The sequence below is a fragment of the Peribacillus sp. GL_122 genome (assembly GCF_057835005.1).
Genome location: NZ_CM174415.1, coordinates 4,864,812 through 4,889,243 on the forward strand (window position 1 = coordinate 4,864,812; position 24,432 = coordinate 4,889,243).

Below are 24,432 nucleotides of genomic sequence, written 5' to 3' on the forward strand. Positions count from 1 at the left end.
CTATTACAACTAACTTTTGAAATTACAATTGGTTATTTTGGTTTTCTGTATAAAGGATAATCAACTTCAGTCGGAACTTCAATTAGGAAGATTCTAAAGTCTTTATCTAATGCTTGAATTGTTACGTCTCCGCCCTGTCCTGATTGAACGATGGCAAAATCTTTTTCTGCTACACGAGTGGGTTCATTCGTGTCTAATGAAAATGCTCCATCGCCCCTGATGGCTAAACCAGCTAATATACGATCCGATGAAATGCCATGAGTATATACTGTTCCCTTTGGAATGATTACATCCCACATCGAAGCATCTGTCACGATTTTCATTGACGAATCATTTCCTAGTAATGTTTTTATTTTCACACCATCTTTATCCGTTATAGAAAAATCATTGGAGTCGTATTGTGAATAAGACGGTGTACGTTTTACAGCCTGACTTAAATGCGGTTCAAACCAGATTTGAAAGATTTCCGATGGTTCTTTTAATGCTTCTGCATGATACACACCGGAGCCTGTTTGCATGAGCTGGGTTCCCCCTTCTTCTACAACACTTTCCGTACCAAGTGTATCCCGATGATAAGCTTTACCCTTTATCACATAGGTGATGATTTCAAAACCTTGATGTGGGTGCAGCCCAATTTCTGCATGTTCTTGAGAATGCCCCCAAGCCCAGTAAAATAATGGTCCTAGTCGATTTATTAGAGACCCTTCTCCAGAAAAGCCAATCGGTTTTTGCTCTTTTATTTTTCCGTCATCAAACTGCCCGTGTGCTTGATCTTCTGGTTTAATAATTTTAATTTCCATTTTTAACCCTCCTATAGGTCAATTGGCTATTTATCCAAGCAAAGCTCCGAAATTTATAAGTAGAACCACTAATCCAAGAATGAATAAAATGATCGGCATCATCATTTGTTTTACAGTATCTTTCATTTTAATATGAGTAAAAACGGCACCAATCATCGTTATTACAATGAATAATCCTCCCCATGCAGCTAAACTCTCATTCCAAATACCTGCGATAACCAATACCGCTGAAACGACTTCTGCCATACCTGTAAACACTCTAAACCATCCTGGATACCCATAATGCTTAAACCCTTCCACCATTTGCTTTGATCCGAACTTCATAAATCCAAACATTAGGAATCCCAATCCTAATATAACTTGAAGAATAATTGACAATACACTCATTATTTCTCTCCCCTTTTCCATTTATTTCACTATTTTTTATCCTATAATTATTTATCCTAACATTATGATAAATATAGCCTAACATTAGGATATGTTTCATGTCAACAAAAATACCAATTTAGTTATTCAGTTGTTGTTTTACTATTCATGATTATTTTCATTAAACTAACCTGCCCCTTTTACTCCACAAAAAAAAGGCTGCCGCAGCAACCCCTGTTATTGAAGTAATGGACCTGTTAATATAACCCCCGCTTAAATTAACCTTTCATTATCTAACAATTCCTCCTCATCACTTAACATATTGATAAAATTCATTAAAGACGCAGGTGCATACTTATCTTTTCGATAAATGAATACTGTTTTGACTTTTCCGTTTAGATTCGGAATTGAATGTTGTCTAAGGCCGTCTTGTTCATGCTTTGCAATAACACTTTGTGGAAGCATACTTATACCTAGACCAGCTGCGACACAGCCGATGATCCCATCTATAGTGCCAAATTCCATTATCTTATTTGGTATCATCTTCTCTTGTTTTAACCATAGTTCAAACTTTTCCCGATAAGCACATCCTGCATGAAAGACAAGCAGCGTCCTTGTTTGAATATCTTCGATAGAAGATATAGGAGGATGAACTGTATCTGTAATGAGAATTAGTTCCTCTTCGAATACTTCTTTCTGAATGAGATCGGGGTGATTAATGGGTCCAGCCACAAAAGCTCCGTCCAATTCATTCTGAAGGACTGCTTGAATATTTTGTTCAGTGGAGCCTGTTTTTAAAGTTAAATCGACCTCCGAAAAATCTTTATGATACTTTGAAAACAAGACTGGTAAGCGAACTGCTGCGGTTGTTTCCATTGAACCAATATTTAACGGACCTCTAGGTGTTTGATCATCATTCATCATATTTTTGGTTTCTTCTATGAGGTCGAATATTTTTTCTGTATATGTTAGCAACATGCTTCCTTTGTCAGTTAATGCAGTGCCGCGATTATGTCTATAAAAAAGAGTTGTTTGAAGATCCGATTCCAACTGCTGTATTTTCATCGTGATATTTGACTGTGCATATTGAAGTTCCCTTGCTGCTTGAGAAATGCTCCCCATCTTAGCAACACTCTGGAAAATTTTTAATGAATGCAAATCCAAAATAATCTCTCCTTAGTTGATTTATCCTTTAGCCATCATTATGAGTGATACCAAATATAAATTTTAAGTATTATACCATATAGCAAAGAAAAGATATGCTTATAATATCCTACATTTCAATTGGACACTCTAAAACCATTATTTCTTTTGAGGGGAGATACACAAAATGCCATTATTACGTTTTGATTTGGTAGAAGGAAGAAACGAAGAAACGTTAAAAAAATTATTGGATTCGGCTCACCATGCGATGGTGGAAGCTTTCCAAGTGCCTGAAAGTGATCGTTATCAAATAGTTCATCAGCACCCGCCGCATGAGCTAATAATCGAGGATACCGGACTGGGGTTTAAAAGAAGCAGAGACCTAGTGATCATTAGTATTGTAAGTAAAAAAAGAACTGAAAAACAGAAAGAAACCTTATACTCACTTCTTGCTCATAAACTTGAATCGGACTGTGGGATTTCTCCACAGGACTTGATGGTTTCTATAACAGAAAACAGCGATGCTGACTGGAGTTTTGGACGAGGGGAAGCACAGTTTCTAACAGGTTCATTATAGCTATAAAGGTATGCTTAACGTATACAATTTCATTGGAGGAGAATCTTTGAAAAATCAATCTTATCTTTTTTTAATAGGGGGAATATTTTCTTTAATCATTGCTATGGGGATTGGAAGATTTGCATATACTCCCATCCTTCCCCTTATGCAAAAAGAACTTTCTTTATCAAATACAGTTGCTGGTTATATAGCATCCAGTAATTACGCAGGATATTTGCTTGGAGCAATTTTAGCAGGTGCCATTCCTTTTAAGAAGTATAGAACCATTTTGTTAAGAATAAGTCTAATCATCAGTATCTTAACCACTGCCCTAATGGGTCTCTCATACTCTCATTTACTTTGGAATGGACTTCGCTTTCTATCAGGGTTTGCCAGTGCGTTTGTGTTGGTCTTAGCCTCCGGTATCGTGTTAGATAAACTTGCAACTATAAGAAAAACCAGTTGGTCGGGGATTTTTTATGGGGGAGTAGGTTTGGGAATCTTTTTATCCAGTCTAATGATTCCGAGTTTAAACCATTTATTTCGGTGGGAAGGAACATGGATAGGATTAGCTGTTGTGAGTGGAATTCTTGCGATCTTTGTATGGATCTGGCTCGATGAAACCCCTACCGTTGTCGAGAAGAAAAATAAACAAGCTATGATTGTAAAAGTGCCTCCCGCTAAATGGCTTATATGGTTGATTATTGCGTATGGTTTAGAAGGATTGGGTTACATTGTTACAGGAACGTTTATCGTATCCATCGCTGAAAAGACCACATACTTTCATAATGGTGCTACCTTAGTTTGGATGATGGTGGGATTGGCTGCGATTCCATCGTGTCTCATCTGGTCTTTACTAGCTAAAAAATGGGGATTCATTAAATCTTTAGTGCTTGCAATGGCTCTGCAATCCTTTGGTATTGCGATGCCAGCCTTTTGGATGTCAAAAACTAGTTTTGTCATAAGTGCTTTATTATTTGGAGCCACGTTTATGGGTATCACCACCCTGGCTACAACATTGGGACGGGAAATGAATCCATCTGATAGCAGTCGGACGATTGGCATTTTGACCGCTATTTATGCTATTGGACAGTTGATAGGACCAACTCTTGCTGGGGTTTTATCATCACTCACACATGATTTTAATGCTACTTTTATTGGCGCAGCAAGTGTTGTCTTCTTTGGGGCAATTTTGCTTTCAAGTGGGATTCATTTCGAGATCAACCCTAACGTTCATCCATCCAATATAAAAAAAACAGAAGAGAATTAATTAGGATTAATATACAAAATTGGGGGAGTCATTGATGTTAAATAATGAAATGATGAAGCATTTGAAGATTAAGAATCCTATTATACAAGCTCCTATGGCTGGCGGGATCACCACTTCGGATTTAGTAGCCGAGGTATCCAATGCTGGAGGACTTGGAATGATCGGAGCAGGCTATCAGACACCAATACAAACGAGAGAGCAGATTAGAGAAATCAAGCAGTTAACTTCAAATCCTTTCGGCATCAATCTATTCGTGCCAAACGAATTTAACGTAACGCCTGACGCAGTCCAATCAGCTAACCAGCTTTTACACACCATTCGTAAGCAATTAAATTTAGAACAAACAGACAGCTTTGACATTCCTGAGTATAAAAAAATTTATGAAAGCTTCATTGAACAAGTTAAGGTTGTCATTGAAGAGAATGTATCTATTTGTTCCTTTACATTTGGTATTCCTCCTAAGGAAGTGATGGATGAATTAAAACAGCATAACATCACTCTTATAGGAACAGCTACAACGGTAAGGGAAGCCGTTGAAAATGAAAAAGCGGGAATGGATATGATTGTTATGCAAGGCAGTGAAGCTGGCGGGCACCGCGGGAACTTTATTGATGGTCATCAGGAGAGCCTAGTAGGTTTAATGTCACTTATTCCGCAGGCTGTTGACAATGTAAGCATACCTGTTATTGCTGCAGGAGGAATTATGGATGGAAGAGGATTAATGGCTTCACTCTTCTTAGGAGCACAAGGTGTACAAATGGGTACAGCTTTCTTGACTTGTATAGAAAGTGGGGCACATAAGGTACATAAAGAAGCCATTTTGAATGTTGATGAAGACCAGACAACCTTTACTCGTGCCTTTTCTGGTAAATGGGCAAGAGGTATTAAAAACAAATTCATTGCAGATATGCTGGAGCATGAATTGCTTGTACCCGATTTTCCTGTTCAAAACCTATTAACTCAAGTAATTAGAAAAACGTCCAGTGGACAAAATAATCAAGATTTCATGTCCCTCTGGTCTGGACAAAGTCCAAGATTAGCCAAGAGTCAAACCGTTGAAAGATTAATGAAAGATATTATGTCTGAAGCTAAAATAAATTTACAGATGTTGAGGCAGCAGCTCACTGCTCTTTAATAAATCTAAAATTGCCATTCATACAATAAGGTCACCAGATATTCCTGGTGACCATTTTTTGCATCGTTTCTCTATAATAGTAGCAAGTGTTTACTGCCTAAATAGTTTCATAAAGATAAGGCTGCCTTAAAGACAGCTCCGATCTTAAGCTAACGCACCCGTTAGCTCATTAAGAGGTACCTCCAACATTTTATCCTATGAACAGAGATGGAGTGGAAACTATTGTGTCATTTTCCTAATTTGAGCATAATGTGATATTACCCATTTATTTAATTTCCTCCTTAAAAACAATTAAGGAGATGTTTCTAGATGTCACGTTGTGAATCAAGTTGTGATGACGGTTTTGGATTTGGTGGAGGTTTCGCCTTTATAGTCGTATTGTTTATACTCCTAATCATTGTTGGAGCTAGCTTTGTCGGTGGATACGGCGGCGGTGGCTATGGTTACGGGGGCGGTTACGGAGGCTGCTGCTAAATAGTATGAAAAATGCCGACCTTTATTGGTCGGTGCTTCAAATTTGATTCCTATTTCTGAGGAATGATAGTTATTTTGAACACTCTAATTATGGTCCAGACGACAAAACGCGAAAAACTATGATAATACATTTTAGAAAAATAAAGCCCCGAATTTCCTACGCTTAGACTCCTCAAGGATCTCATATCTTAATGAACTATCGCACCCGTTAGTTTAAGTGAGGAACATCACAAACAGAATATTAATTCACCTTAATAATATTTTTATTTTATTAGGCTATGTTAAAGATTTTGGTTGAATGAAAAAACGCAAAAGATTTGGTTAATTTTAAATTTTAATGGTGGTAGTAAATATTCAATTAGCTTTTTTAAAAATTTGAAAACGTATCTTAGCAAAGCAGTATTCGTTTCTGTGATAAGAAAAAAGTGTAACAACTTGTTTATATTTCAAGTTATCAAATCATACTAAATTAATCCTTTTTTGAACTCAATCTTTCTAACTTTTCTTTATTAATGATAAAATATTTTCTTCCTTTTTTTTCTAATAATCCGTCTTCCTGGAATTGGTTAAGTGTGTATAATAAATGTCGATAGCTTACCCCCACGTATTCTGCTGTTTCGGTATGCTTCTCTTGAAAGCATCCATCGTTTTCTATTTGAAGAATATATTTGGCCAATCGATTTTTGAATTCATAATCCTGCATAGCTGTGTAATGATCCGTTCTTTTAAGTAATTTATCACCTAAATATTTTGATAAATTATGGAGGAAACGATTGTCATTTAACAGATGCTCTTTCGATGAAGCCAATGGAACCGCTAAGCAAGTGCAGTCATTTATTGCCACAACATCTTTTAAATTCTTTTCCACCTCAATCAAGGATAATTCACCAATAAAATCATCTTTCTTTAGAAACTGAATCAGCGCACGTTTTCCATTTTCGTGTACTATATATATTTTTGCCCGCCCATCCAATAATAAAAATAAGTACTGAATATCTTCATCAAAGCGCACTATATATTCATTAGAAGAAAACTTACAAATAAAAGCCTGATGTAAAACTGCTTTCGGAAAAGTTTCTTGAATATCATTATATATATCCACAAAATTTTCAGCGTAATCCTTCAAATTGATTTTTTCCATTTTATCACCTCAATATGAGATATCTCCTATTATTATATTGTTCCTTTCGATATATTACTACCAAGAGGTGGATTGGAATGAACAAATACAAACATATTATTTTTGACTTAGATGATACGATACTTGATTTTCAAGATTCAGAAGAAAAGGCTTTAAAACAAATTATTACGCTGTACGAGTTGCCCGATAACAAACAAACAATTGCATGTTATAAGCGCATTAATGATGGATTATGGCATCAATTAGAGGAAGGCTTGATTTCTCGTGAAGAAGTGCTGACAACGCGTTTTTCACTTTTTTTGAAGGAATTTCATATAGATGAAAACGGAGCAAAAGTTGAAGCTATGTACCGTGAACATTTAAACCAAGGACATAAGACCGTTACCCATGCACATGAATTATTAAATGCTTTAAGTAAGCAAGATTATAAATTATATGTTGGAACAAACGGTGTAGGAAAGACTCAAAGAAAAAGATTAGGAGGTGCCAAGCTACAAGGATATTTTGAGCAACTTTTTATCTCCGAAGAAATTGGTTATGAAAAACCGAATCCCCATTTCTTTTACTATATTTTTGATGCCCTGCATACAAGCCGTAAAGAAGAATTTTTAATGATAGGTGATCGTTTAACATCGGATATTCAAGGAGCTATCAATGTCGGAATTGATTGTGTATGGTTTAACCCTAAGAGAAGCATGCCTAAATCATGTTCACCTAAGAGCACATATACGATACCAAATTTAATGCAAATAATGGACTTATTAGAGGAATAATCATGAAAAAAGTAATTCAATCGATTCTATTCTATATAGTAAGTGCTATCGGCATTAGTCTTACATTAAAAGCTGATGTTGGTGTCAGCAGTTTTAATGCGATGAATTTATCCATATCTGAATGGACTTCCATTAAAGTTGGCACAATTACAATCATTGCAAATCTCATTTTTCTAATCGGATATATCTTACTATGTGAAAAAAAGGATTTTAGAAAATTTACTTTGATGTTCATTTCCATCTTGTTCTTTGGAATGGTCATTAATTTTTTCCTCTATACTATTTTCGGTGCGATTCACATAGAGAATTATTTATTAAGAATCGGACTATTTATTTTCGGTGCGATACTAGCCGGTGGAACAACAGGCATTATTTTATCATTAGATATTATTCCTTTTCCTATTGAAAGTTTATGTTTACGAATAGCTGATTTAACAAAACGCCCTTTCTCTCAATACAGATATTGTGTCGATGTATTCTCCATTATTCTATCAATAACAATATCACTACTATACAATTTACCAATCAATATTCGTGAAGGAACGATTATCAGCTTCTTCTTATTGTCCGGCATTATTTCATATACACGATTGAAATTTAAAAACTATCAACAGAAACCCCAAACTCAATAAATAGCATAACTAAAAAATAACCTCTTACGGTTGAGAATCCAAAGAGGTTATTTTTATCAAACTTTAATATAAATTATCGAACTTTATTCTAAATGATCAATCTTTTTTGTAACACTACAGTTAAACTAACCTGCCCCTTTAGTTCACTAAGAAAATGGAGCTGTTTCCAGCCCCATATAGAAGTAAAGCACCTGTTAGCTTAATAACTTAAAAGAATATACCAGGCTTTTATTTACCTACATATTTAATCTTAATCCCATTCACCTTTTTATCCATTTCGGAAGTTTCAGAAGATTTATCATAGATAACTTTTAGGTTCTTTTCATTAAGCCATTCAATCGAAAAATCTTTATCTGACCTAAATGTATTTCCTGATTCATTTTGGAAATCATCATCTTTATTTAAAATCGATAATTGGGGTGAATATCCCGTTGTCGCACCACAACTTCTTTCGAAAGTGTAAACCACATTCTCACCACTGGGAGAAGGGGTTTTTTGTTTAATATCGTTTCCACACATATCCTCAAATAAGAAATCCAATAGATGTTTACCAGCCATAAATAAAAATAATATTATGAATAGCGTCATTAAAATAGTTTTAAATCTTTTTGTCATTATAACCACCCAGAATTCAAGTAATAGAAATTAGTTTTTACAAATGCACTGTTTTTCTTATGTTCTTCTTCAACTATTCTGCCCCTTTAGTTCAATAAGAAAAAGCTGCCTTAAAGACAGCTCCGATCTTCAGCTAAAGCACCCGTTAGTTCTATTAGCTCTTAAAGTCCACCTTGTTCTAAACCGTCAATTTTTACCCCTCTACTCCAATCACGAGTTATTTTTAATTCGTTATTTGTAGTTGATATGGTTAGCTCTCCTTCTTTCTCATAATTTTCAGATGAATTCTCGTCATAAACCTTAAATATCGTTGTGTATGTGTAATCTATTGTCCCATCATCATTTTTACTTTGTTCTTCAAGATTCACATCTTGTACTTTAATACTTTTATTAATTTCTTTGGATATCATTGTTGGTAATGAATAATAACGGTTCGCAATTTGAGCTTTATATTCATCTTCTGATAAATAACCTTTAACATTGTCTGCGATTTCATCAAAAGTTGGAGGATTGGATGGGTCTTTAACTGTATATCGTTCTGTATAATAACCTTTAAATAATTTTTCTGCCTCTTCTATATTGACCACTTTTTCCTCTTTAACAGGTTTCCCCTCTGTTTCCACACCGTTTTCTTTGACCACATCCTTGTTACAAGCAACTACACCAATAAACAATACAAACAAAAACAATAAACTAAGAATTTTCTTTATGTTATCCACCTCATTTTCTTCAAATGAACCTACACTCTACATATTCTATTCAAATTATGAATTACCCTTGTTCAACTAATCTGCCCCGTTAGTTCCATAAAGAAAAAGCTGCCTTAAAGACAGCTCCGATCTTCAGCTAACGCACCCGTTAGTTCTATAGGACTTATCTCAGAGTTGGCACAAACTGTGATGATGGAAATTCTGTGGAATAGCATCAATTAAAAGAATAATCAAAGTAATATCTTGCATTTTATTCTGCTTTTATAAAAAAACGTTGTCATAAACGTTGCCTCCATTTTTTTATGCTTATCAAAACCCAAAGAAGAGGCAAGTATAAAGCAAGGAAGCACACGCTGTATGGATTGATTATTTTATTTAATATATATAAAGAATCGACTTCGAAAAAAAACATATTGATAAGTACTATGATTATGGACATTACCCATAAAGGATACTTTTGCTGGACATTGAATAAGCGTTTGACACCCCTGCTGGCAGCCCACAAAGGAATGACCATATTGCTTATGATAACAATGGCCCACCAAGAAATAGTTATGTATTCGAAACGTTGAAGAAAGGGGAGTTCAATGACACTAGACAATGTGAGTGTTGGCCATATGGTAAGGGCCAACTGTTTCTGTGAATAAAAGACTGTTGAAATAAAATAAAGTAATAGTAGCAATAACGTAGTTGTCAAAGCTCCTCCGTGAGCATACTTTTTTGATGTTTCAGCATTCTTGATGAATGGATAAAACATCAGGATCATTTCAAAACCAAGCATTGATAATGAAACGCTTCTAGTTCCTTTCATTATTTCGACTAAAGTATGATCGAAAACAGGAAGGAAATTGGAGAAATCAGAGTATTTAAATCCATATAATGGTACAAATAAAAGCCAGTATGAAACGATTACAGTTAAAAAGGCGATCCCTGTAACAGTTCGGAACCCTCCCGTATTTATATAATAAATCAGGATCAGGAAAGCCAAAGCAAACGCCCAAGAAGGTACCTCATCAAACATCCAAACATGAATAACATTTATATAACCGATAATGATCGTCATTCCAAGGACAAAAAAATAAATAATGAATAAGAGACTGAAGAAATTCCCTATCCATTTACCCAATGCATAATTATTAGCAGAAATGATATCACCAGGAACAATGCTAAAAATCTTATATATAAGCCAAATTAATATATGAACAATCAGGCTGGCTAGGAGTATGGAAATCCAGCCATCCGTTCCCGTCGCCTTAGCTAAATCTCTTTGAAAATTTAATACGCCTAATCCTATTTGCATAGAATGCACTAAAAAAAACACATAAAATGGCGATACCTTATACTTTTCATTAACACCAGCTTGGTTCATACAGGACCCTCATTTGTATCACTCATTTTTCCTCATTTTTATAATCTGGCTTTTATAAGTGAATTTTATTCAAAATGATACAAACTATAAGTACACAGTACGAATAAACTACGCTTATGGAACTAACCTGCCCCGTTAGTTGCATAAAGGAAGAGCTGCCTTAAAGATAGCCCCAATCTTGAGCTAACGCACCAAGTTTAAAACTATTTAAAACTAATCACCTATGACAAATATATGTTTTTTACGTTGTAACGCTTCTATGCAAAAAAATTTTAATTCTTTAGCAAAACGTCTAACTTTTTGTTCTTTGTCCTCTCCTTTGTATTTATTAATTACGCTATCACATATACCTATTAATTCATTAATCTCTTCTCCATACAATATTGTTTCACCATAAATATTAAGATTTAGAAGTAAACCAAACTCATTATTAGAGTCCTTTTCCCTGCTTAAAAGATATGAGTGTATTCCCTCTTCAAACTCTACCTATGTTTCTTCCTTATACGCTTCTTTATAGGTGTTAGCTAAAATGAAATTGATTCCACACATTTACTTCACCCTTCCCTGCCCATTTTCTAACTATTTGTAGGTTTATAAAAAAGATTGATCATTTAAAACAAAGTTCGATTATTTAAAATAAAGATTGATCATTTATAATAAAGTTTGATTAAAAATAACACTTGCATTTGATAAGGGGTTATTTTAATCATTCGAAATCTAAAATAATCAAATTTTATTTTAGAGTTATAATAAAATATCTTTATTGACCAATTGGTACAAAAAGTGTATTCTACTAATGTTATCTTTAAAATGAGAGGAGAATAAGATTGAATAATCGTGGCAGACCCAGAGAGTTTAATTATTCCTCAATTATAGATGTTGCAATGAAAACATTCTGGATAAGAGGATATGAGGGGTGTTCTACGCAAGATTTATGCAATGATACAGGACTTGGAAAAGGAAGTTTATACAATACTTTCGGCAGTAAACATGAACTGTATAAACAAGTATTAGAACGTTACCATGAAATTGGTATTAGGGAACAAAAGAAACTGTTAGATATTCCAATTCCAGTTAAAGAACGATTAAGTAATTTTTTTGAATGGGCATTGAAAGAAGACTTTGAGAATATTGATCAAAAAGGATGTTTATTGATTAATGCCAGTGTAGAACGTGCTAAAAACGATATAATGGTACAAGAAATTTTCTCAAAGCATGTTGAGTTTCTTAAACAAGCTATTGAAACAGTGATGGAGGAAGGATTGCAAACAGGTGAAATTTCAAAAAATCAATCAGCTGAAGAATTAGCAAGTCTGCTTTTAAGCAGTTATTACGGATTCCGTGTTCTTAATGTATCGATGCAAAATCGAATGTTAGCTGAACAGGTTATCAAAGGAACATTGGAGTCTATTTTTGGCGCTTAGTGCGCTCTTTTTTAGCACTATTTTTGTACCGAACATTACAAAAATATTTTAGGAGTGGTTTTTTGTGCCATCGATTATTTATTTACTAGCTTTAGCAATCTTTTGTATGACTACATCAGAATTTATGGTTGCAGGTATGATGAACGAACTTGCTCTTGCATTCCAGGTTTCTGTATCATCTATTGGTTATTTAATAACAGCTTATGCAGGAGCAATGGTGGTAGGAGGCCCCATTTTAACTGCAATTCTCTTACGAATGCGTAGCAAACAAGCACTATTGTTTTTAATGTTTATATTTTTAATCGGTCAATCGCTAGGAGCTATTGCATGGAACTATGATATTATGATGATTTCACGTATTATAACTGGTATTGCTTCAGCTTCAGCTTTTGGAGTTGCGATTTCCTTTTCTACAACATTGGTTCACTCTGATTCAATGGGAAAAGCTGCATCAATTGTACTTGCAGGTTTAATGGTTGCAACTGTATTAGGTTTACCTATAACAACCATTATTTCGCAATATTTTGGTTGGCGTATTAGTTTTTGGGCTGTTTCTGTTCTTGTGCTAGTATCAGGGATTATGATTCAGTGGTTGCTACCATCATTATCAAACAAAGAGCAACTGAACTGGAAAGACGAACTTATGCATTTTAAAAACAGACATCTTTGGGCAGCGTACACAACAAGTATGTTTATTATTGGTGGTACGTTTGCAGCATTTAGTTATTTCACTCCTATCTTTACAAATGTCACAGGCTTTACAAGTGCAAGTATTCCATATTTACTTGCTCTCTATGGTAGCGCGACGGTAGTTGGGAATATAGTGATTGGCAAGTTTGCTGATAAATATACAACGAAAATACTGATGAGCGGATTGATTATATTAATAGTAGCATTGTCTTTATTTGCTTTAGGTGCAGAGAATAAATACATTGCGGTTATTTCGATGATTTTTATTGGTTTAACTGGTGTAGCATTGAATCCTGCAATGGTTGCGAGAGTAATGAAAACAGCTAGTAATGGAACAATGATAAATACCGTTCATAGTTCTTTTATTACTCTGGGTGTTGTTATTGGTTCGTCACTGGGTGGTCTTGGAATCAGTAAAGGATATGGATTTGTATCTCCGTTATGGATTGGATCTTGTTTAGCTATCCTTGGGGCAATTTCGTTATTACCATATTTTTACTACAGAAAGACGAATTAAGTGGTTTAATGTTTCTTTATACCTTTTCGCAATTTACTTTTTGATTATGCATTGATAATGATAGTTTTTTGCTAGGTATCTAGTCGACAATCCGATAGCTATATTATTCTTATAAAAAAAGTAGTTTTTTTGTTAGCTTATATTACAAAAAAGATGTAGTGTTTATAAAAAATTGTAATCAAACTTTGTAATAAAAATGAATTAAATAGAAAAACGTAGCCCTCTTATTTTGATCAAACTTTTTTCAAAATAAAAGGGCTTATTCTATTACAAAATCAACGTTCGTGACACTTTCTTAATCAAACTTTATTTTAAACCAACACTATTTTAGCAGATTGTACTCAAGTCCCTTATTGAACAAACCTGCCCCGATAGTTCCATAAGAAAAAGAGCTGCCAAGGCAACTCTCTTATTGATGTAAAGCCTGTTAGTTCATTAAGAAAAGCGATTCTTATTAAAGAATCGCGCCCTTTAATTGAATAACTTAGATTTATCCTCGAACCTAAAAAACACTTATTTCTAGTTCAACTAAAGCCCCCTTTACTTTAAGTATATTTATTCACAAGCTTTATTGTTGAAGCCAGACCAAATAAAAAAGCAGCCCGATTTATTTTTGAATCGACTGCCTTTTTTAACTTATACGTAACAAATTAGGATATCCTCCTTCTCCATAGTGCCAATCCGATCAAGGCAATAAAAATTAATGCTATTATCAGTATAATCATCCAAGAGAAGGGATCCTGATCAGCAATAGGTAAAGTAACATTCATACCAAAAAAACTAAATACAAGTGTAGGAAGTGTTAAAAAGACTGTAAATAACGTAAGAGTTTTCATTGTATTATTCAATTCATTCGATATTAGCGAAGAATATGACCCAGTTATACTGTTCAAAATTCTTGTATATAATTCTGTGGTCTCAATTCCTTGATTATTTTCAATTTTTACATCTTCTAGAAGATCTTTGTCATCTTCGTATAACTTTACGGAATTCGCACGAAATAATTTGGTTATGATATCCCCATTACCCTTCAATGATGTGAGAAAATAAACCAAACTTTTTTCAATCTCCATTAGGTCATAGAGTTGCTTGTTCGTCAATGAATCACGCAAATTATTCTCTATTTTAAGACGTTGTTTGTTGAGCTGTTTTAATTTTTCTATATACTGAGTTGAAATTGAAAATAATATCTCTAATGCAAAACGACTCTTCATTGAAGTGTTAACATTTTTCTTGATTACATTTTCTAAAGAGTTAGTCGATTGGTTGCAAACCGTAACAATGTAATCTGTTCCTAAGATGATTCCAATAGGAATGGTAATATAGGAATCAAATTGACCGTGATTCATATCAATAGTTGGAAAATCATTAATAATTAACGTACAATTCGTCTCTTGATCATATTGAATCCGAGCGCTTTCTTCTAAATCTAACGGATCTCTTAAGAATTCAATTGGGATATTACAAAGTTGAGATACCGCTGTCAATTCTTCTTTTGACGGTGCGGTCATATTGATCCAGCAATCCTTCTCGAATTTTTCTATTATTTCTAGAATTCCTTCACGAGAGGATTTATAGGTAATAAACACGATATATCACCCTTTCTATCTTTAATCTAATAATCTAAAGTCTTACATACGTAAAGATTTAAGAGAGCCCAATGCCCTATCAAGAATTAATGATTCATACAAAATCAACCATTCAACTCATAGAAGCCAGATCTTTATCGCCTTTTTCTGCGAGACATTCCTTCACCTTTTTTAAAGGGATACCGTCAACATGTTAACGAAAAAATACGCTAAGCCTTCGGATATGACCTGCTTAAACGTATTTTTAACTTACCTGCAGGGAAGGTTTCACTGAATCCCTCCAGCGGAATTTACAACAATTGATGGGACTCAGCCTTTCACTATTCTTTCTTAGGAATCACAGGTACCAGAAGGAATGAATCATACTTTCCACCGGTATAAATCGAATGAGTTCCTTTGTTCACTGTTTCCGTGTGCCCATAACGCCTTGTATCACCTGATGGGTTTTCTTCGATGATTATCTCGCTTCCTTTTATAACCAGCACCAGACTTTCTCCATCTCTTAGGAGAATGCTTGAAGGTAATATTTCAATTTCTAATGGCACAATCTCGCCTTTATTAAGCTTCAATAATCTCTTGTGCTTAAGTACAGGCTGATAAGGAGTAGATCTTTCAGGATCCAACTCTCTATGGGAAACTCTCAACCATCCATTGGCCACCTGCCCGTTTTCAATATGGTTAAAATCTGGAAGGAACACTTCATTGCCTCGTCTGTCATACTTCTTAATGCCAACAAAAATATCCATATCATCCGTGTCTTCGGCAGAGACCCAGAGCTTGAGTTTCATATTTCCTGTGAGCTCAATGTCCTCGTCAGCGGTAAATTTAAATCTTAAATCACTGTTTTCTGTCTGACCAGGCTCGGCATTATAGGTGAGTCTGGTTTCGTTCTGAACAGGGGTTTGCTGCAGGGACATTTCTTCGCCATTCAGATATTGTTTGGAATATTTTGTTTGGGCTATCGGCCACTCATTCGCGGTGCGAATGTGTCCCTTATAGAATTTCTCTCTGACCTCGTAGCGTACCCGAGGCGTACCCATCCAATCATTCTCAATGCCTTTCAGGAAATAATCGAAGAACTCCTTCTGCTGTTCCAGCGATTCACGCAAATAGTAGGTTTCCCATTCCTTACGGCCATGAACCAGCAGCCACTTGTCTTTGGATGAAGCCTGTTTAAAGCCTTCAAAGGTACCGCGGTTATGCAACCCTTGGGTGGACCAGCTGGCGCAAACAAACATGGGTACCTTGATATCGGACAATGTAACCTGTCTTTCCTCCCAGTGCTCATCGAGTAACGGATGTTCTTTTTGCGCCGCTACCATTTCTTCTATGTTGTTATTTGGCCACCGGGTATGTTGCAACTTCTCGAAATCAGCTGAGAAAACCGTTTCCGGTATTCCGCCGTGAAAGTACCATTCCCGGTACAGATCAGAAGTCCCTTCCCACGGGATGATCGCCTTCAGATGAGGCGGATTCATAGCGGCCACCCGCCATTGGGTCATGGCCAGATATGACACACCGTTTAGTCCCACATTGCCATCGCTCCACTCCTGAACGCCGGCCCATTCGATGACTTCATAATAATCTTGAGTTTCCGTTTTCGTCCAAGGATAGAGGTCACCTTCCGAATTTGAACTACCCCGCGTTGCGATTTTAATCAATATATAATCGTTTGGCACCCAAAAACCGGGATCAGGTGACTCAAATGGCGCAAAAAGAGATGTAACGATAGTACCTACCGTCGGCCAGACTTGACGAAAAGTATCATAGGGGGGTAAGCCATCTTTATTATATGGATCCATGCTCATTACCACCGGAAACTTCCCAGGCTTATTCGGACGGAAAACATTGACGTATATTGTGACCCCATCCCGCATTTTGATGGGAACATCCTTCTCCATTATCATCTCTTGATTTCCATAATGCGCCGTAGTCATGACTATTTTGTTCAAACCTGGTTTAGTGTCATTGGGATGTGTCGTTTTCAGATCAGGACGACCCAAGAATTTGTTCATTTTACATCTACTTCCTTTCATTAAAAATTCATCGCTGTAACCTATAATTTCCTTAAAAGTAGCCTCCCAACTTTGAGTGAAAAAATACAGATTAGATGATGTTGAATTTTGCTTAGCATATATTTTTGTTAAAAGTTGGCTGTATCCCTCCTAGATGTTAACTTATAATAAAGAACAACCTGTTGTGTATTACTTTTCAAATTATAAAATTGAATTAGGTTCTGTTCAATAATTAAAAATGGCAAATGTGTTGGTTACGGAACACCTTTAATAATTGTGTTGGGTAAAAGGAAGGAGGAATTTGCTTGCGTAATAGTAATACTGATTTACGTGTCATTCGGACAAAAGAATCAATTCGACACGCATTAGTAGAATTAATAAATGAAAAAGGGTTCGAAGCAATTACGGTTAAAGACATAACAATTAGGGCGAAAATAAATAGAGGTACATTTTATGCACACTATCAAGACAAATTTGATTTAATGACTAAATGCGAGGAGGAAATTATGCTTGATATGTCCAGAATTACAAAGCAAAACTTCCCAAGTGTTATTGCCGCGCTTGAAACTGACTCTCAGACTTTGACACCATTTTCCTTAACAGTTTCATTATTTGAGTATTTAAATATAAATAGTGGATTTATGAAAGCTGTGTTAGGTCCAAAAGGGGATTTATCGTTTCAAACAAGACTGAAAGAATTTATGTGGGAAACACTCTATGGAAATAATCCAAACGCATTTATAAAGGAAGAAAATTTCCTTGTACCAGGACAATATTTAGCTTCTTATATGGGAACTGCAATAATAGGGGTAATTCAACAATGGTTGGAAAGTGGCAGGAAAGAATCCCCTCAAGAAATGGCTCGTATCCTAACGACCATTACGGCTAATGGTCCCTACTTTGCGGCTGGGTTGAAAAAGTAATGATAGGAAAATGGACAGTATCCAAGTTTTTCATGTACTGTCCTTTTTTATATTCTTCTTGAACCTTCCAATTTAAATACATTCCTTCACAATCTCATCTGCACTTTAAAATAAGTTATTCGATTAAATGGTCCTTTAATGGAATAACATGACTGACGTTTTTAAACGACTTTAATGTCACTTAACAGTATTCCTTAATGAACTATCCTGCCCCGATAGTTTATTAAGAACAACAAAATAAAAAGGACCCTTGGTCCCTTAAAAATACTTTCTATACAAGTCTCTCCGCATTGCACCACTTAGATATGCATAAATTTTTGTGGTTTCACTTTTTTCATGACCCATTAAATTTTGAATCACTTCTAGAGGGGCTCCATTATTTAATAAATTTGTGGCGTAACTATGTCTAAGCTGGTGGGGATGAATGCTCTTTTTTATGTCCGTTCTCTTTGCTACCAGTTTTAAAATGTTCCTCGCTTGAGAAATACTCATTCGATGGGGTGCGCGTGTTGTCACAAATAGTGCTTCCTCATGATCTTTTCGCTCACTTAAATATCGCTTCAACCATATTTCACAACGGGTATTGAAATATACTTCTCGTTCTTTACGCCCTTTACCTAAAACGATTGCTGATTGATTAGAGAAGTTGATTGAGGCCCTATCTAGAGTTATTGCTTCACCAATTCTGCATCCTGTTGAATACATAAACTCAAATAAAGCATTTTCGAATGTTGTATGACATGCTTCCCGCAAATGTTCAATTTCTTCTTCAGACAAGTATTTTGGAACCCTTAATTCTAATTTTGGTTCCTTGATTTTGGAAGCAGGATTTCCATTAATTAAATTTTCATCCTGAGCCCATCTAAATAAAGATTTAATAAATCGAATTCTGTGACCCAGACTGGATGGCTTAAGCTTTTCAGCTGCTTTTCCGAGATAAACTTTAAGAGAATTAGTTGAAAGTTCTTGAATGGATATATTTCCAAAACTATTCACCAACAAGTTAAATTGGACGTAATAGGCCTTTAATGTTTGTGGAGAATAACCTTGGATTTGCTTATCTGCCTTATATAAACCCCATACATCAGTTAAGATCATATTTGTTTCTCTCCAATCTATACCCTATTAATTGACAGTATAGACAAAAGAAGAACTATTATACTAGATTAGTAGATTTTTATATTAAGCAATAACACCTGTTAGCTAAAGAAGAAAAACTGCCTTAAAACAGGCTTCAATCTTCAGCTAACGCACCTGTTTGTTGAATAATACTAATTGTAGAGCTGACACAAACTATGTATTAGTGATCGGCTTTTTTCTTATCAAAATCTCCCCATAACCAACTAAAAAGGGAATGAAATGCTACGAAACAGAATGCGTATGCTAAATTCTCTAACCAATTTATCGTTTGCCCCCTGAAGTATTGCAGACCAGAGCTAGCAATATACATGAGTATGAAACCCACTATATAACTAATGAAAAATCTTTTCTTTGTTATTGCCATAAATACAAACCACTCCTTCCATAAGAAAAAGCTGCCTTAAAGACAGCTCCGATCTTCAGCTAACGCACCCGTAGTTGCATAAGACTTACTGAAGCGTTGACACAAACTGTGACGCAAATGAGACGGTATGAAAATTAATTATATGAGTTCGATCTGCTTTGTTTCTTATGTTGGGATAAGCGATAAAGGCCACTAATGAGGTAGTACAGAAAGAAGTAACCAAAAAGAATAATGGTAGGTACTATATTGGTGAAGATATTTATGAAAATATAACCTAAAATGAGAAAAGTTAAAGAAACTATAAAATTAAATTTATAACCTTTATTACTATTCAATAAAATCACCCCTAACTAATTTTACCATTAAAACACTTTTTTAGAAATAATCCACACAATTCGAAGAGACTATGCTTGTTGAACTATCCTGCCCCATTAGTGCCATAAGAAAAAGGCAGCCTCAGCAACCTGCCTTATTGTAGAGTTGACACAATCTGTGCAACAGCTTATAAGGTGAAAATAAAAAGGACCTTATCGAGGTCCCGAAGATTGATTTAAGAATTCTTTAATTTTATCAATAGATATACCAGATTCTTTAGCTAAAAGAATTAAATTTATCCACTCAATATCTAAATCAATATTTGATTCAACCTCATTAATTAGATTGATAATATTATACCTCCTTAATAAACTTGTGAATGATATATCTAATTATACATTTTTCCAACGAGGTTTTAATGGAAATCTTCTGAAAATTACCTACGCGTTTCTACAAAATCATCGTCTTACTAAGAAACTACGCTTATTCAACTATCCTGCCCCGTTAGTTCAATAACAAAGCTTACCACTATGGTTGATGAGGTGTCTTTTTATTTTGGTTTTATTCTCCCCATACATATTCAGGATTAAATTCGAATGGCATAATATCTGTTTTTTTGTAAGTGACGGGTTTTTCATTTGGCATCGTTATAGTAATTTCAGTTTTTTCTTTGTTCATTTCTAACGTTAGAAATGAAGTTTTATTTGAATCTTCACTATAAATTATAGCAGTTAGCTTATTTCCGGTTGATTCGGTTAACTGTAAATGCTTTACGACTTTCTCTTTTCCCTCTTTCGGAATTTTTTGCAGTATATACTTAGCAGATCCTTTGATGTCGCTGCTACCATTAATCATTATGTAATATTCACCATTTGTCCAACCGCCCGTCATATGATACCTTGGTGCATCGTAAGAAGGCTCTGTGTTCTGTTGGGTGGAATCTTGAACCTCGTTTTGTTGAGGAGTATCTACTAATTCATTTTTAAAGTCTAGTTCATTGTCACAAGCAGCAAGGATTCCTATAACAAGGAGTCCTACAGTGACTTTTTTAAAATTAAACAAAAGTATGTCCTCCTAAAAGATGAATGTAAATTTCGAACGAATAAATTATCCACCCTAACATTGAGTGTTAAAGACAATAACCTAAATATAATACCATAATAAACCAATTCCTTATACAACTATCTTGCCCCTTTAGTTCAATAAGGCTTATTGTAGAGCTGACACATATTGTGACGTAAAAAGAGTAATTTTACTATCTGGTTTTTTTCTTGTTTTTATCCCGAAAATAAGAAATAAGTGCGTCAGCTATAGTAACCAAAATATCAAAAAACTCTAGGAATAGATTTAACAATTAACCAGCTCCTTTTAGGTTGATACTTGGTTGTTTAATTATGGCTAATTTTTAATAAATCTATATAAACAATTTTATGAATTTGAGGTTGTTATTATGAAGGTTTGCAGTAGGGGATTTTTGGTTTAATGAACAGTTTGAATACACTACGCTTGTTTTAATCTACCCTTTCATAAAAATGGTGATTTCTTTGTGTTTAAATAAGGAGTATATAAGCTCCAATCTTCAAATCCGACTGCCTCTATCCCTTTCTTAAAATTATGGACAACTTTAAATGACATTTTTCATTTAAAGTTGTCCACTGACTGGTCCTTTGCCTGTTGCCCCTTCACCCTTTTCACTCTTATAAACTTTAAATCCATAATCGCAGCTCCTGCTTTTGCATAGACCCACGGTACCAGATATTCCACAAATTGAGGTTATAGTTATTTTCGCAAATATGGAAGACCTATAATAATAGACTTTTCTCACTCATTTAAAGATTTTAGAAAAAAACATTTGAATATAACGCAAATGCCGTCTTTTCATCTTTTACTGATTGTACTCTGATGGCCATTAGGTGGGACTCCTAAAATAGTAAAATATAACTCGTGTATAATTATGGATGGTATACTATTATTTTGCACATTTTCATATTCAGAGGAGGTTATTCAATGCAAAAGGTACGGTTTGGAATATGGATGTTTGTTACACTCGTTCTCATGCTATTTTTACTTCCAGATATATCAGTTAAGGCGGCAGCCGATCCGATCATTAAGGTAAAATTAAAAGGCTATCTTGGTAACAAATCCGAGCTTACCATCGAACCGGAAGTCACGTACACTACGAATCTAGCAAATGTAAAACTAGAATCGAACAAGAAGTACACGTTGAGGGTCAGCGGTACGGACATTGTTGTCCTGACAGATTCAAAAGAAATAGGCAAAGCTTCTGAAATTGAGGTGAAACCTGAAACAGGGAACGGTCCACTTTCGATTAATGGCCGTCCATACTTAGGAAGTTTCCGTTTTATTATGGAAGATGGGAAATTCATCCGCCCTTTTAACTCGATTGGTCTTGAAGATTACTTAAAAGGAGTCGTTCCAGCTGAAATGCCGGCTTTATGGAATCAAGAAGCCTTAAAGGCACAGTCTGTTGCAGCAAGAACCTATTCGATGAGCTACATCAACAGAACACCCGATGACACAATGAGTTACCAGGTATACGGTGGTTACGCTTGGCACGAAAATTCAACCAAAGCTGTTAAAGCAACAGAAGGTCAGGTCATTGGTTATCGTGATAAACTACATATAGGCTCAGATGCTTTTTTTTCCTCTAGCAATGGAGGAAAAACCGAATCAAACAAAAATGTTTGGGTCGGCACAGAGCTACCATATTTAAAGGTCAAAGACGATCCATATGATCCACAAGCTGTGTGGAGTTTTAGTGTGAAAAAGCAACAAATAGACCTTACAAACTTAGATTTGACAAATGCAGATGCATGGTGGGCTACTACGAAGGAAGCCGAAAAAACACCAGAAATTTCTAATATAAGATCATGGCTACAGTCCAATGGCTATACAGGTAAAGACATTAAAATTACGGCTGTTCCTTTCTTTTCCCTTCATGCACCAACAAGTGGCCGCAGGATGAGTAAAGGAAGTATTACAATTGAATTTATGGTGAAAGAAAAGGGGAAAGCGCTACAGCAAAGTGTAATATTAGAAGATGTAACGGCTTCGAAAATTAGAGACATTATTGGTCTGAGCTTCATGAAAAGCTTTTTAGTAGACAAAGTGGATACTGCAAGGGATACGATTAACGTTTCAGGCAAGGGATTCGGCCATGGTGTCGGATTAAGTCAGTATGGCGCGAAAAAGGCTGGCGAACAGGGACATACGTATCGCGAGATTCTTGCTTTCTATTATGAAGGGACAAGCTTAAGAAAAGCTTATGAGCCAGAACCTGAGGAAGTGGAACCAGTAAAGCCGGAACCGGCACCTGTCATTCCAACGCCAATCCCAACACCAGTTCCAGACCCTGCACCTAAAGATGAAACAGCACCAACGATTAAAGATATAAAAACGTATTACGATACTAAAACAAACCAAGTCAACTTAACCTTTGTCACGAATGAAAAAGCGAAGGTGACAGTGGAAGTTAAGGATGAAAAAGAGCGTGTCGTCGCTACTCTTGTTAAAGGGGACGAAAAGCCGTCAGGATCGCAATTAGCCGTTTGGGATGCTTTATGGGCAAGCAACGGTTCATACACCTTTGAAATTAGAGCGATTGATAGTAGTAATAATACTAGTTCAGCATCTGTTCCATTTTCAATAACAAAGCCTGACACAACGGCTCCAGTTATTAAAAATACAAATACCTCATATGACTCAAAAACGAATAAAGTTTTCCTGAAGTATGAGATCAATGAAAAAGCAAAGGTTACCGTTCAAGTAAAAGACGCAAAAGGCAAAATCCTATCTACTCCAATCAATAATGTAGAGAAAAACGCCGGTGTCCAATGGACATCTTGGAATGTATCAAAGATTTCGAACGGTAAGTACTCATTTGAAATTACAACGATCGACAGCAATCAAAATAAAAGCTCGGCAACGGTTCCATTTACTTTAATGAAACCCGATATAACGGCACCTTCCATTAATAATATAAAAACCTCATATGATTCAAAAACGAGTAATGTTGCTTTGAAGTATGAGATTAATGAAAAGGCGAAGGTAACCGTTCAAGTAAAAGATGCAAAAGGCAAAACTGTGGCGACACTAACCAATAATTCTACAAAAAATGCTGGTATCCAAAGTGCATCATGGAATGTATCAAAGGTATCGAACGGAAAGTATACGTTTACCATTACAGCGATTGATCCAAGCAAGAACAAACGTACAACGACGACTTCCTACACTTTAAACAAACCGGCAGCGAAGAATATGGCTGGTAAGGTCAATGCTACGAAGTTGAATGTCCGTTCCAAGCCAGCCACATCAGGGAAAATTCTTGGCTCTTTGAAGAAAAACCAAATTGTTACTGTAATTAATAAGAGCAATTCTTGGTACAAAATTCAGTACGGTAAGGGAACAGGTTATGTGCACGAAAAATACCTAACGAACGTCAGATAACGAA

At 35.4% G+C, this 24,432-nt stretch carries 22 protein-coding genes and 1 pseudogene; 10 read left to right on the forward strand and 13 right to left on the reverse strand.

What is annotated here, in order from left to right; all coding sequences use genetic code 11:
- Positions 1-32: 32 nt before the first annotated feature.
- The 3 genes from AC3ISB_RS23575 to AC3ISB_RS23585 all read right to left on the reverse strand — a co-directional run bounded on the left by AC3ISB_RS23575 (position 33) and on the right by AC3ISB_RS23585 (position 2,330).
- Positions 33-800: a pirin family protein gene (locus tag AC3ISB_RS23575; RefSeq protein ID WP_489274613.1), complete on the reverse strand. Its 768-nt coding sequence runs from the start codon at positions 798-800 to the stop codon at positions 33-35.
- 30 nt (positions 801-830) lie between these two features.
- On the reverse strand, positions 831-1,187 hold the full coding sequence (locus tag AC3ISB_RS23580) for a DoxX family protein (protein WP_069981781.1): 357 nt from the start codon (positions 1,185-1,187) through the stop codon (positions 831-833).
- 252 nt (positions 1,188-1,439) lie between these two features.
- Positions 1,440-2,330 carry a LysR family transcriptional regulator gene (locus tag AC3ISB_RS23585; RefSeq protein ID WP_489274615.1) on the reverse strand — a complete coding sequence of 297 codons (891 nt, stop codon included), beginning with the start codon at positions 2,328-2,330 and terminating at the stop codon, positions 1,440-1,442.
- Between the two features lie 166 nt (positions 2,331-2,496).
- On the opposite strand from AC3ISB_RS23585, the gene AC3ISB_RS23590 reads away from it, so the two are divergent.
- The 4 genes and pseudogenes from AC3ISB_RS23590 to AC3ISB_RS23605 form a co-directional block, all read left to right on the forward strand.
- A complete protein-coding gene (locus AC3ISB_RS23590; protein ID WP_148357754.1) occupies positions 2,497-2,886 on the forward strand; it encodes a tautomerase family protein in 390 nt (129 codons plus the stop codon).
- 46 nt (positions 2,887-2,932) lie between these two features.
- Positions 2,933-4,135, forward strand: coding sequence for a YbfB/YjiJ family MFS transporter (locus AC3ISB_RS23595; RefSeq protein ID WP_489274617.1), 1,203 nt, complete (start codon positions 2,933-2,935; stop codon positions 4,133-4,135).
- Positions 4,136-4,169: 34 nt separating this feature from the next.
- Positions 4,170-5,270 (forward strand): NAD(P)H-dependent flavin oxidoreductase, encoded by a 1,101-nt coding sequence (locus AC3ISB_RS23600; RefSeq protein WP_489274619.1) that lies wholly within the window; start codon positions 4,170-4,172, stop codon positions 5,268-5,270.
- Between the two features lie 309 nt (positions 5,271-5,579).
- A pseudogene (locus AC3ISB_RS23605) lies at positions 5,580-5,696 on the forward strand (YjcZ family sporulation protein); the annotation flags it as partial.
- A gap of 517 nt (positions 5,697-6,213) precedes the next feature.
- On the opposite strand, the gene yeiL reads toward AC3ISB_RS23605, so the two are convergent.
- The gene (gene yeiL, locus AC3ISB_RS23610) at positions 6,214-6,885 is read right to left on the reverse strand and encodes a transcriptional regulator YeiL (RefSeq protein ID WP_056529066.1); all 672 of its coding nucleotides are present in this window, start codon (positions 6,883-6,885) and stop codon (positions 6,214-6,216) included.
- 77 nt (positions 6,886-6,962) lie between these two features.
- On the opposite strand from yeiL, the gene AC3ISB_RS23615 reads away from it, so the two are divergent.
- Positions 6,963-7,658 (forward strand): YjjG family noncanonical pyrimidine nucleotidase, encoded by a 696-nt coding sequence (locus AC3ISB_RS23615; RefSeq protein WP_056529069.1) that lies wholly within the window; start codon positions 6,963-6,965, stop codon positions 7,656-7,658.
- A 2-nt stretch (positions 7,659-7,660) separates the two neighbouring features.
- Entirely contained in the window at positions 7,661-8,290 is a 630-nt protein-coding gene (locus tag AC3ISB_RS23620; RefSeq protein ID WP_056529072.1) for a YczE/YyaS/YitT family protein, read from the forward strand.
- A gap of 228 nt (positions 8,291-8,518) precedes the next feature.
- Here AC3ISB_RS23620 and AC3ISB_RS23625 read toward each other — a convergent pair whose 3' ends face one another.
- The 4 genes from AC3ISB_RS23625 to AC3ISB_RS23640 all read right to left on the reverse strand — a co-directional run bounded on the left by AC3ISB_RS23625 (position 8,519) and on the right by AC3ISB_RS23640 (position 11,365).
- Complete coding sequence (locus AC3ISB_RS23625) at positions 8,519-8,905, reverse strand: hypothetical protein (RefSeq protein ID WP_056529075.1); 387 nt, start codon at positions 8,903-8,905, stop codon at positions 8,519-8,521.
- 161 nt (positions 8,906-9,066) lie between these two features.
- Positions 9,067-9,624, reverse strand: coding sequence for a hypothetical protein (locus AC3ISB_RS23630; protein WP_489274621.1), 558 nt, complete (start codon positions 9,622-9,624; stop codon positions 9,067-9,069).
- Between the two features lie 268 nt (positions 9,625-9,892).
- Positions 9,893-10,984 carry a GerAB/ArcD/ProY family transporter gene (locus tag AC3ISB_RS23635; RefSeq protein ID WP_489274622.1) on the reverse strand — a complete coding sequence of 364 codons (1,092 nt, stop codon included), beginning with the start codon at positions 10,982-10,984 and terminating at the stop codon, positions 9,893-9,895.
- A gap of 213 nt (positions 10,985-11,197) precedes the next feature.
- The gene (locus tag AC3ISB_RS23640) at positions 11,198-11,365 is read right to left on the reverse strand and encodes a hypothetical protein (RefSeq protein WP_489274623.1); all 168 of its coding nucleotides are present in this window, start codon (positions 11,363-11,365) and stop codon (positions 11,198-11,200) included.
- Positions 11,366-11,811: 446 nt separating this feature from the next.
- Here AC3ISB_RS23640 and AC3ISB_RS23645 point away from each other — a divergent pair, with 446 nt between their 5' ends.
- Complete coding sequence (locus tag AC3ISB_RS23645) at positions 11,812-12,408, forward strand: TetR/AcrR family transcriptional regulator (protein ID WP_489274625.1); 597 nt, start codon at positions 11,812-11,814, stop codon at positions 12,406-12,408.
- A gap of 64 nt (positions 12,409-12,472) precedes the next feature.
- Entirely contained in the window at positions 12,473-13,615 is a 1,143-nt protein-coding gene (locus AC3ISB_RS23650; protein ID WP_489274627.1) for an MFS transporter, read from the forward strand.
- Positions 13,616-14,265: 650 nt separating this feature from the next.
- Here AC3ISB_RS23650 and AC3ISB_RS23655 read toward each other — a convergent pair.
- Complete coding sequence (locus AC3ISB_RS23655) at positions 14,266-15,204, reverse strand: magnesium transporter CorA family protein (protein ID WP_489274628.1); 939 nt, start codon at positions 15,202-15,204, stop codon at positions 14,266-14,268.
- A 320-nt stretch (positions 15,205-15,524) separates the two neighbouring features.
- Positions 15,525-17,219, reverse strand: a complete 1,695-nt coding sequence (locus AC3ISB_RS23660; RefSeq protein WP_057213747.1) for a CocE/NonD family hydrolase — start codon at positions 17,217-17,219, stop codon at positions 15,525-15,527.
- A 305-nt stretch (positions 17,220-17,524) separates the two neighbouring features.
- On the opposite strand from AC3ISB_RS23660, the gene AC3ISB_RS23665 reads away from it, so the two are divergent.
- Entirely contained in the window at positions 17,525-18,142 is a 618-nt protein-coding gene (locus tag AC3ISB_RS23665; RefSeq protein ID WP_056527673.1) for a TetR/AcrR family transcriptional regulator, read from the forward strand.
- 258 nt (positions 18,143-18,400) lie between these two features.
- On the opposite strand, the gene AC3ISB_RS23670 is transcribed toward AC3ISB_RS23665, so the two are convergent.
- The 3 genes from AC3ISB_RS23670 to AC3ISB_RS23680 form a co-directional block, all read right to left on the reverse strand.
- Positions 18,401-19,240, reverse strand: a complete 840-nt coding sequence (locus AC3ISB_RS23670; RefSeq protein WP_098936724.1) for a tyrosine-type recombinase/integrase — start codon at positions 19,238-19,240, stop codon at positions 18,401-18,403.
- Between the two features lie 933 nt (positions 19,241-20,173).
- Positions 20,174-20,347: an anti-repressor SinI family protein gene (locus AC3ISB_RS23675; protein WP_328145900.1), complete on the reverse strand. Its 174-nt coding sequence runs from the start codon at positions 20,345-20,347 to the stop codon at positions 20,174-20,176.
- Between the two features lie 175 nt (positions 20,348-20,522).
- On the reverse strand, positions 20,523-21,023 hold the full coding sequence (locus AC3ISB_RS23680) for a hypothetical protein (protein ID WP_489274631.1): 501 nt from the start codon (positions 21,021-21,023) through the stop codon (positions 20,523-20,525).
- A 945-nt stretch (positions 21,024-21,968) separates the two neighbouring features.
- Between AC3ISB_RS23680 and AC3ISB_RS23685 the strand changes: the two genes are divergently transcribed.
- The gene (locus AC3ISB_RS23685) at positions 21,969-24,428 is read left to right on the forward strand and encodes a SpoIID/LytB domain-containing protein (protein ID WP_489274633.1); all 2,460 of its coding nucleotides are present in this window, start codon (positions 21,969-21,971) and stop codon (positions 24,426-24,428) included.
- Positions 24,429-24,432 lie beyond the last annotated feature (4 nt).

What these genes read in the sequence shown, in the direction of transcription:
- yeiL (WP_056529066.1), bottom strand. Translation starts at nt 6,885, where the DNA reads ATGGAAAAAATCAATTTGAAGGATTACGCTGAAAATTTTGTGGATATA.
- AC3ISB_RS23620 (WP_056529072.1), top strand. Translation starts at nt 7,661, where the DNA reads ATGAAAAAAGTAATTCAATCGATTCTATTCTATATAGTAAGTGCTATC.
- AC3ISB_RS23685 (WP_489274633.1), top strand. Translation starts at nt 21,969, where the DNA reads ATGCAAAAGGTACGGTTTGGAATATGGATGTTTGTTACACTCGTTCTC.
- AC3ISB_RS23660 (WP_057213747.1), bottom strand. Translation starts at nt 17,219, where the DNA reads ATGAACAAATTCTTGGGTCGTCCTGATCTGAAAACGACACATCCCAAT.
- AC3ISB_RS23635 (WP_489274622.1), bottom strand. Translation starts at nt 10,984, where the DNA reads ATGAACCAAGCTGGTGTTAATGAAAAGTATAAGGTATCGCCATTTTAT.
- AC3ISB_RS23625 (WP_056529075.1), bottom strand. Translation starts at nt 8,905, where the DNA reads ATGACAAAAAGATTTAAAACTATTTTAATGACGCTATTCATAATATTA.
- AC3ISB_RS23575 (WP_489274613.1), bottom strand. Translation starts at nt 800, where the DNA reads ATGGAAATTAAAATTATTAAACCAGAAGATCAAGCACACGGGCAGTTT.
- AC3ISB_RS23580 (WP_069981781.1), bottom strand. Translation starts at nt 1,187, where the DNA reads ATGAGTGTATTGTCAATTATTCTTCAAGTTATATTAGGATTGGGATTC.
- AC3ISB_RS23615 (WP_056529069.1), top strand. Translation starts at nt 6,963, where the DNA reads ATGAACAAATACAAACATATTATTTTTGACTTAGATGATACGATACTT.
- AC3ISB_RS23670 (WP_098936724.1), bottom strand. Translation starts at nt 19,240, where the DNA reads ATGATCTTAACTGATGTATGGGGTTTATATAAGGCAGATAAGCAAATC.
- AC3ISB_RS23600 (WP_489274619.1), top strand. Translation starts at nt 4,170, where the DNA reads ATGTTAAATAATGAAATGATGAAGCATTTGAAGATTAAGAATCCTATT.
- AC3ISB_RS23590 (WP_148357754.1), top strand. Translation starts at nt 2,497, where the DNA reads ATGCCATTATTACGTTTTGATTTGGTAGAAGGAAGAAACGAAGAAACG.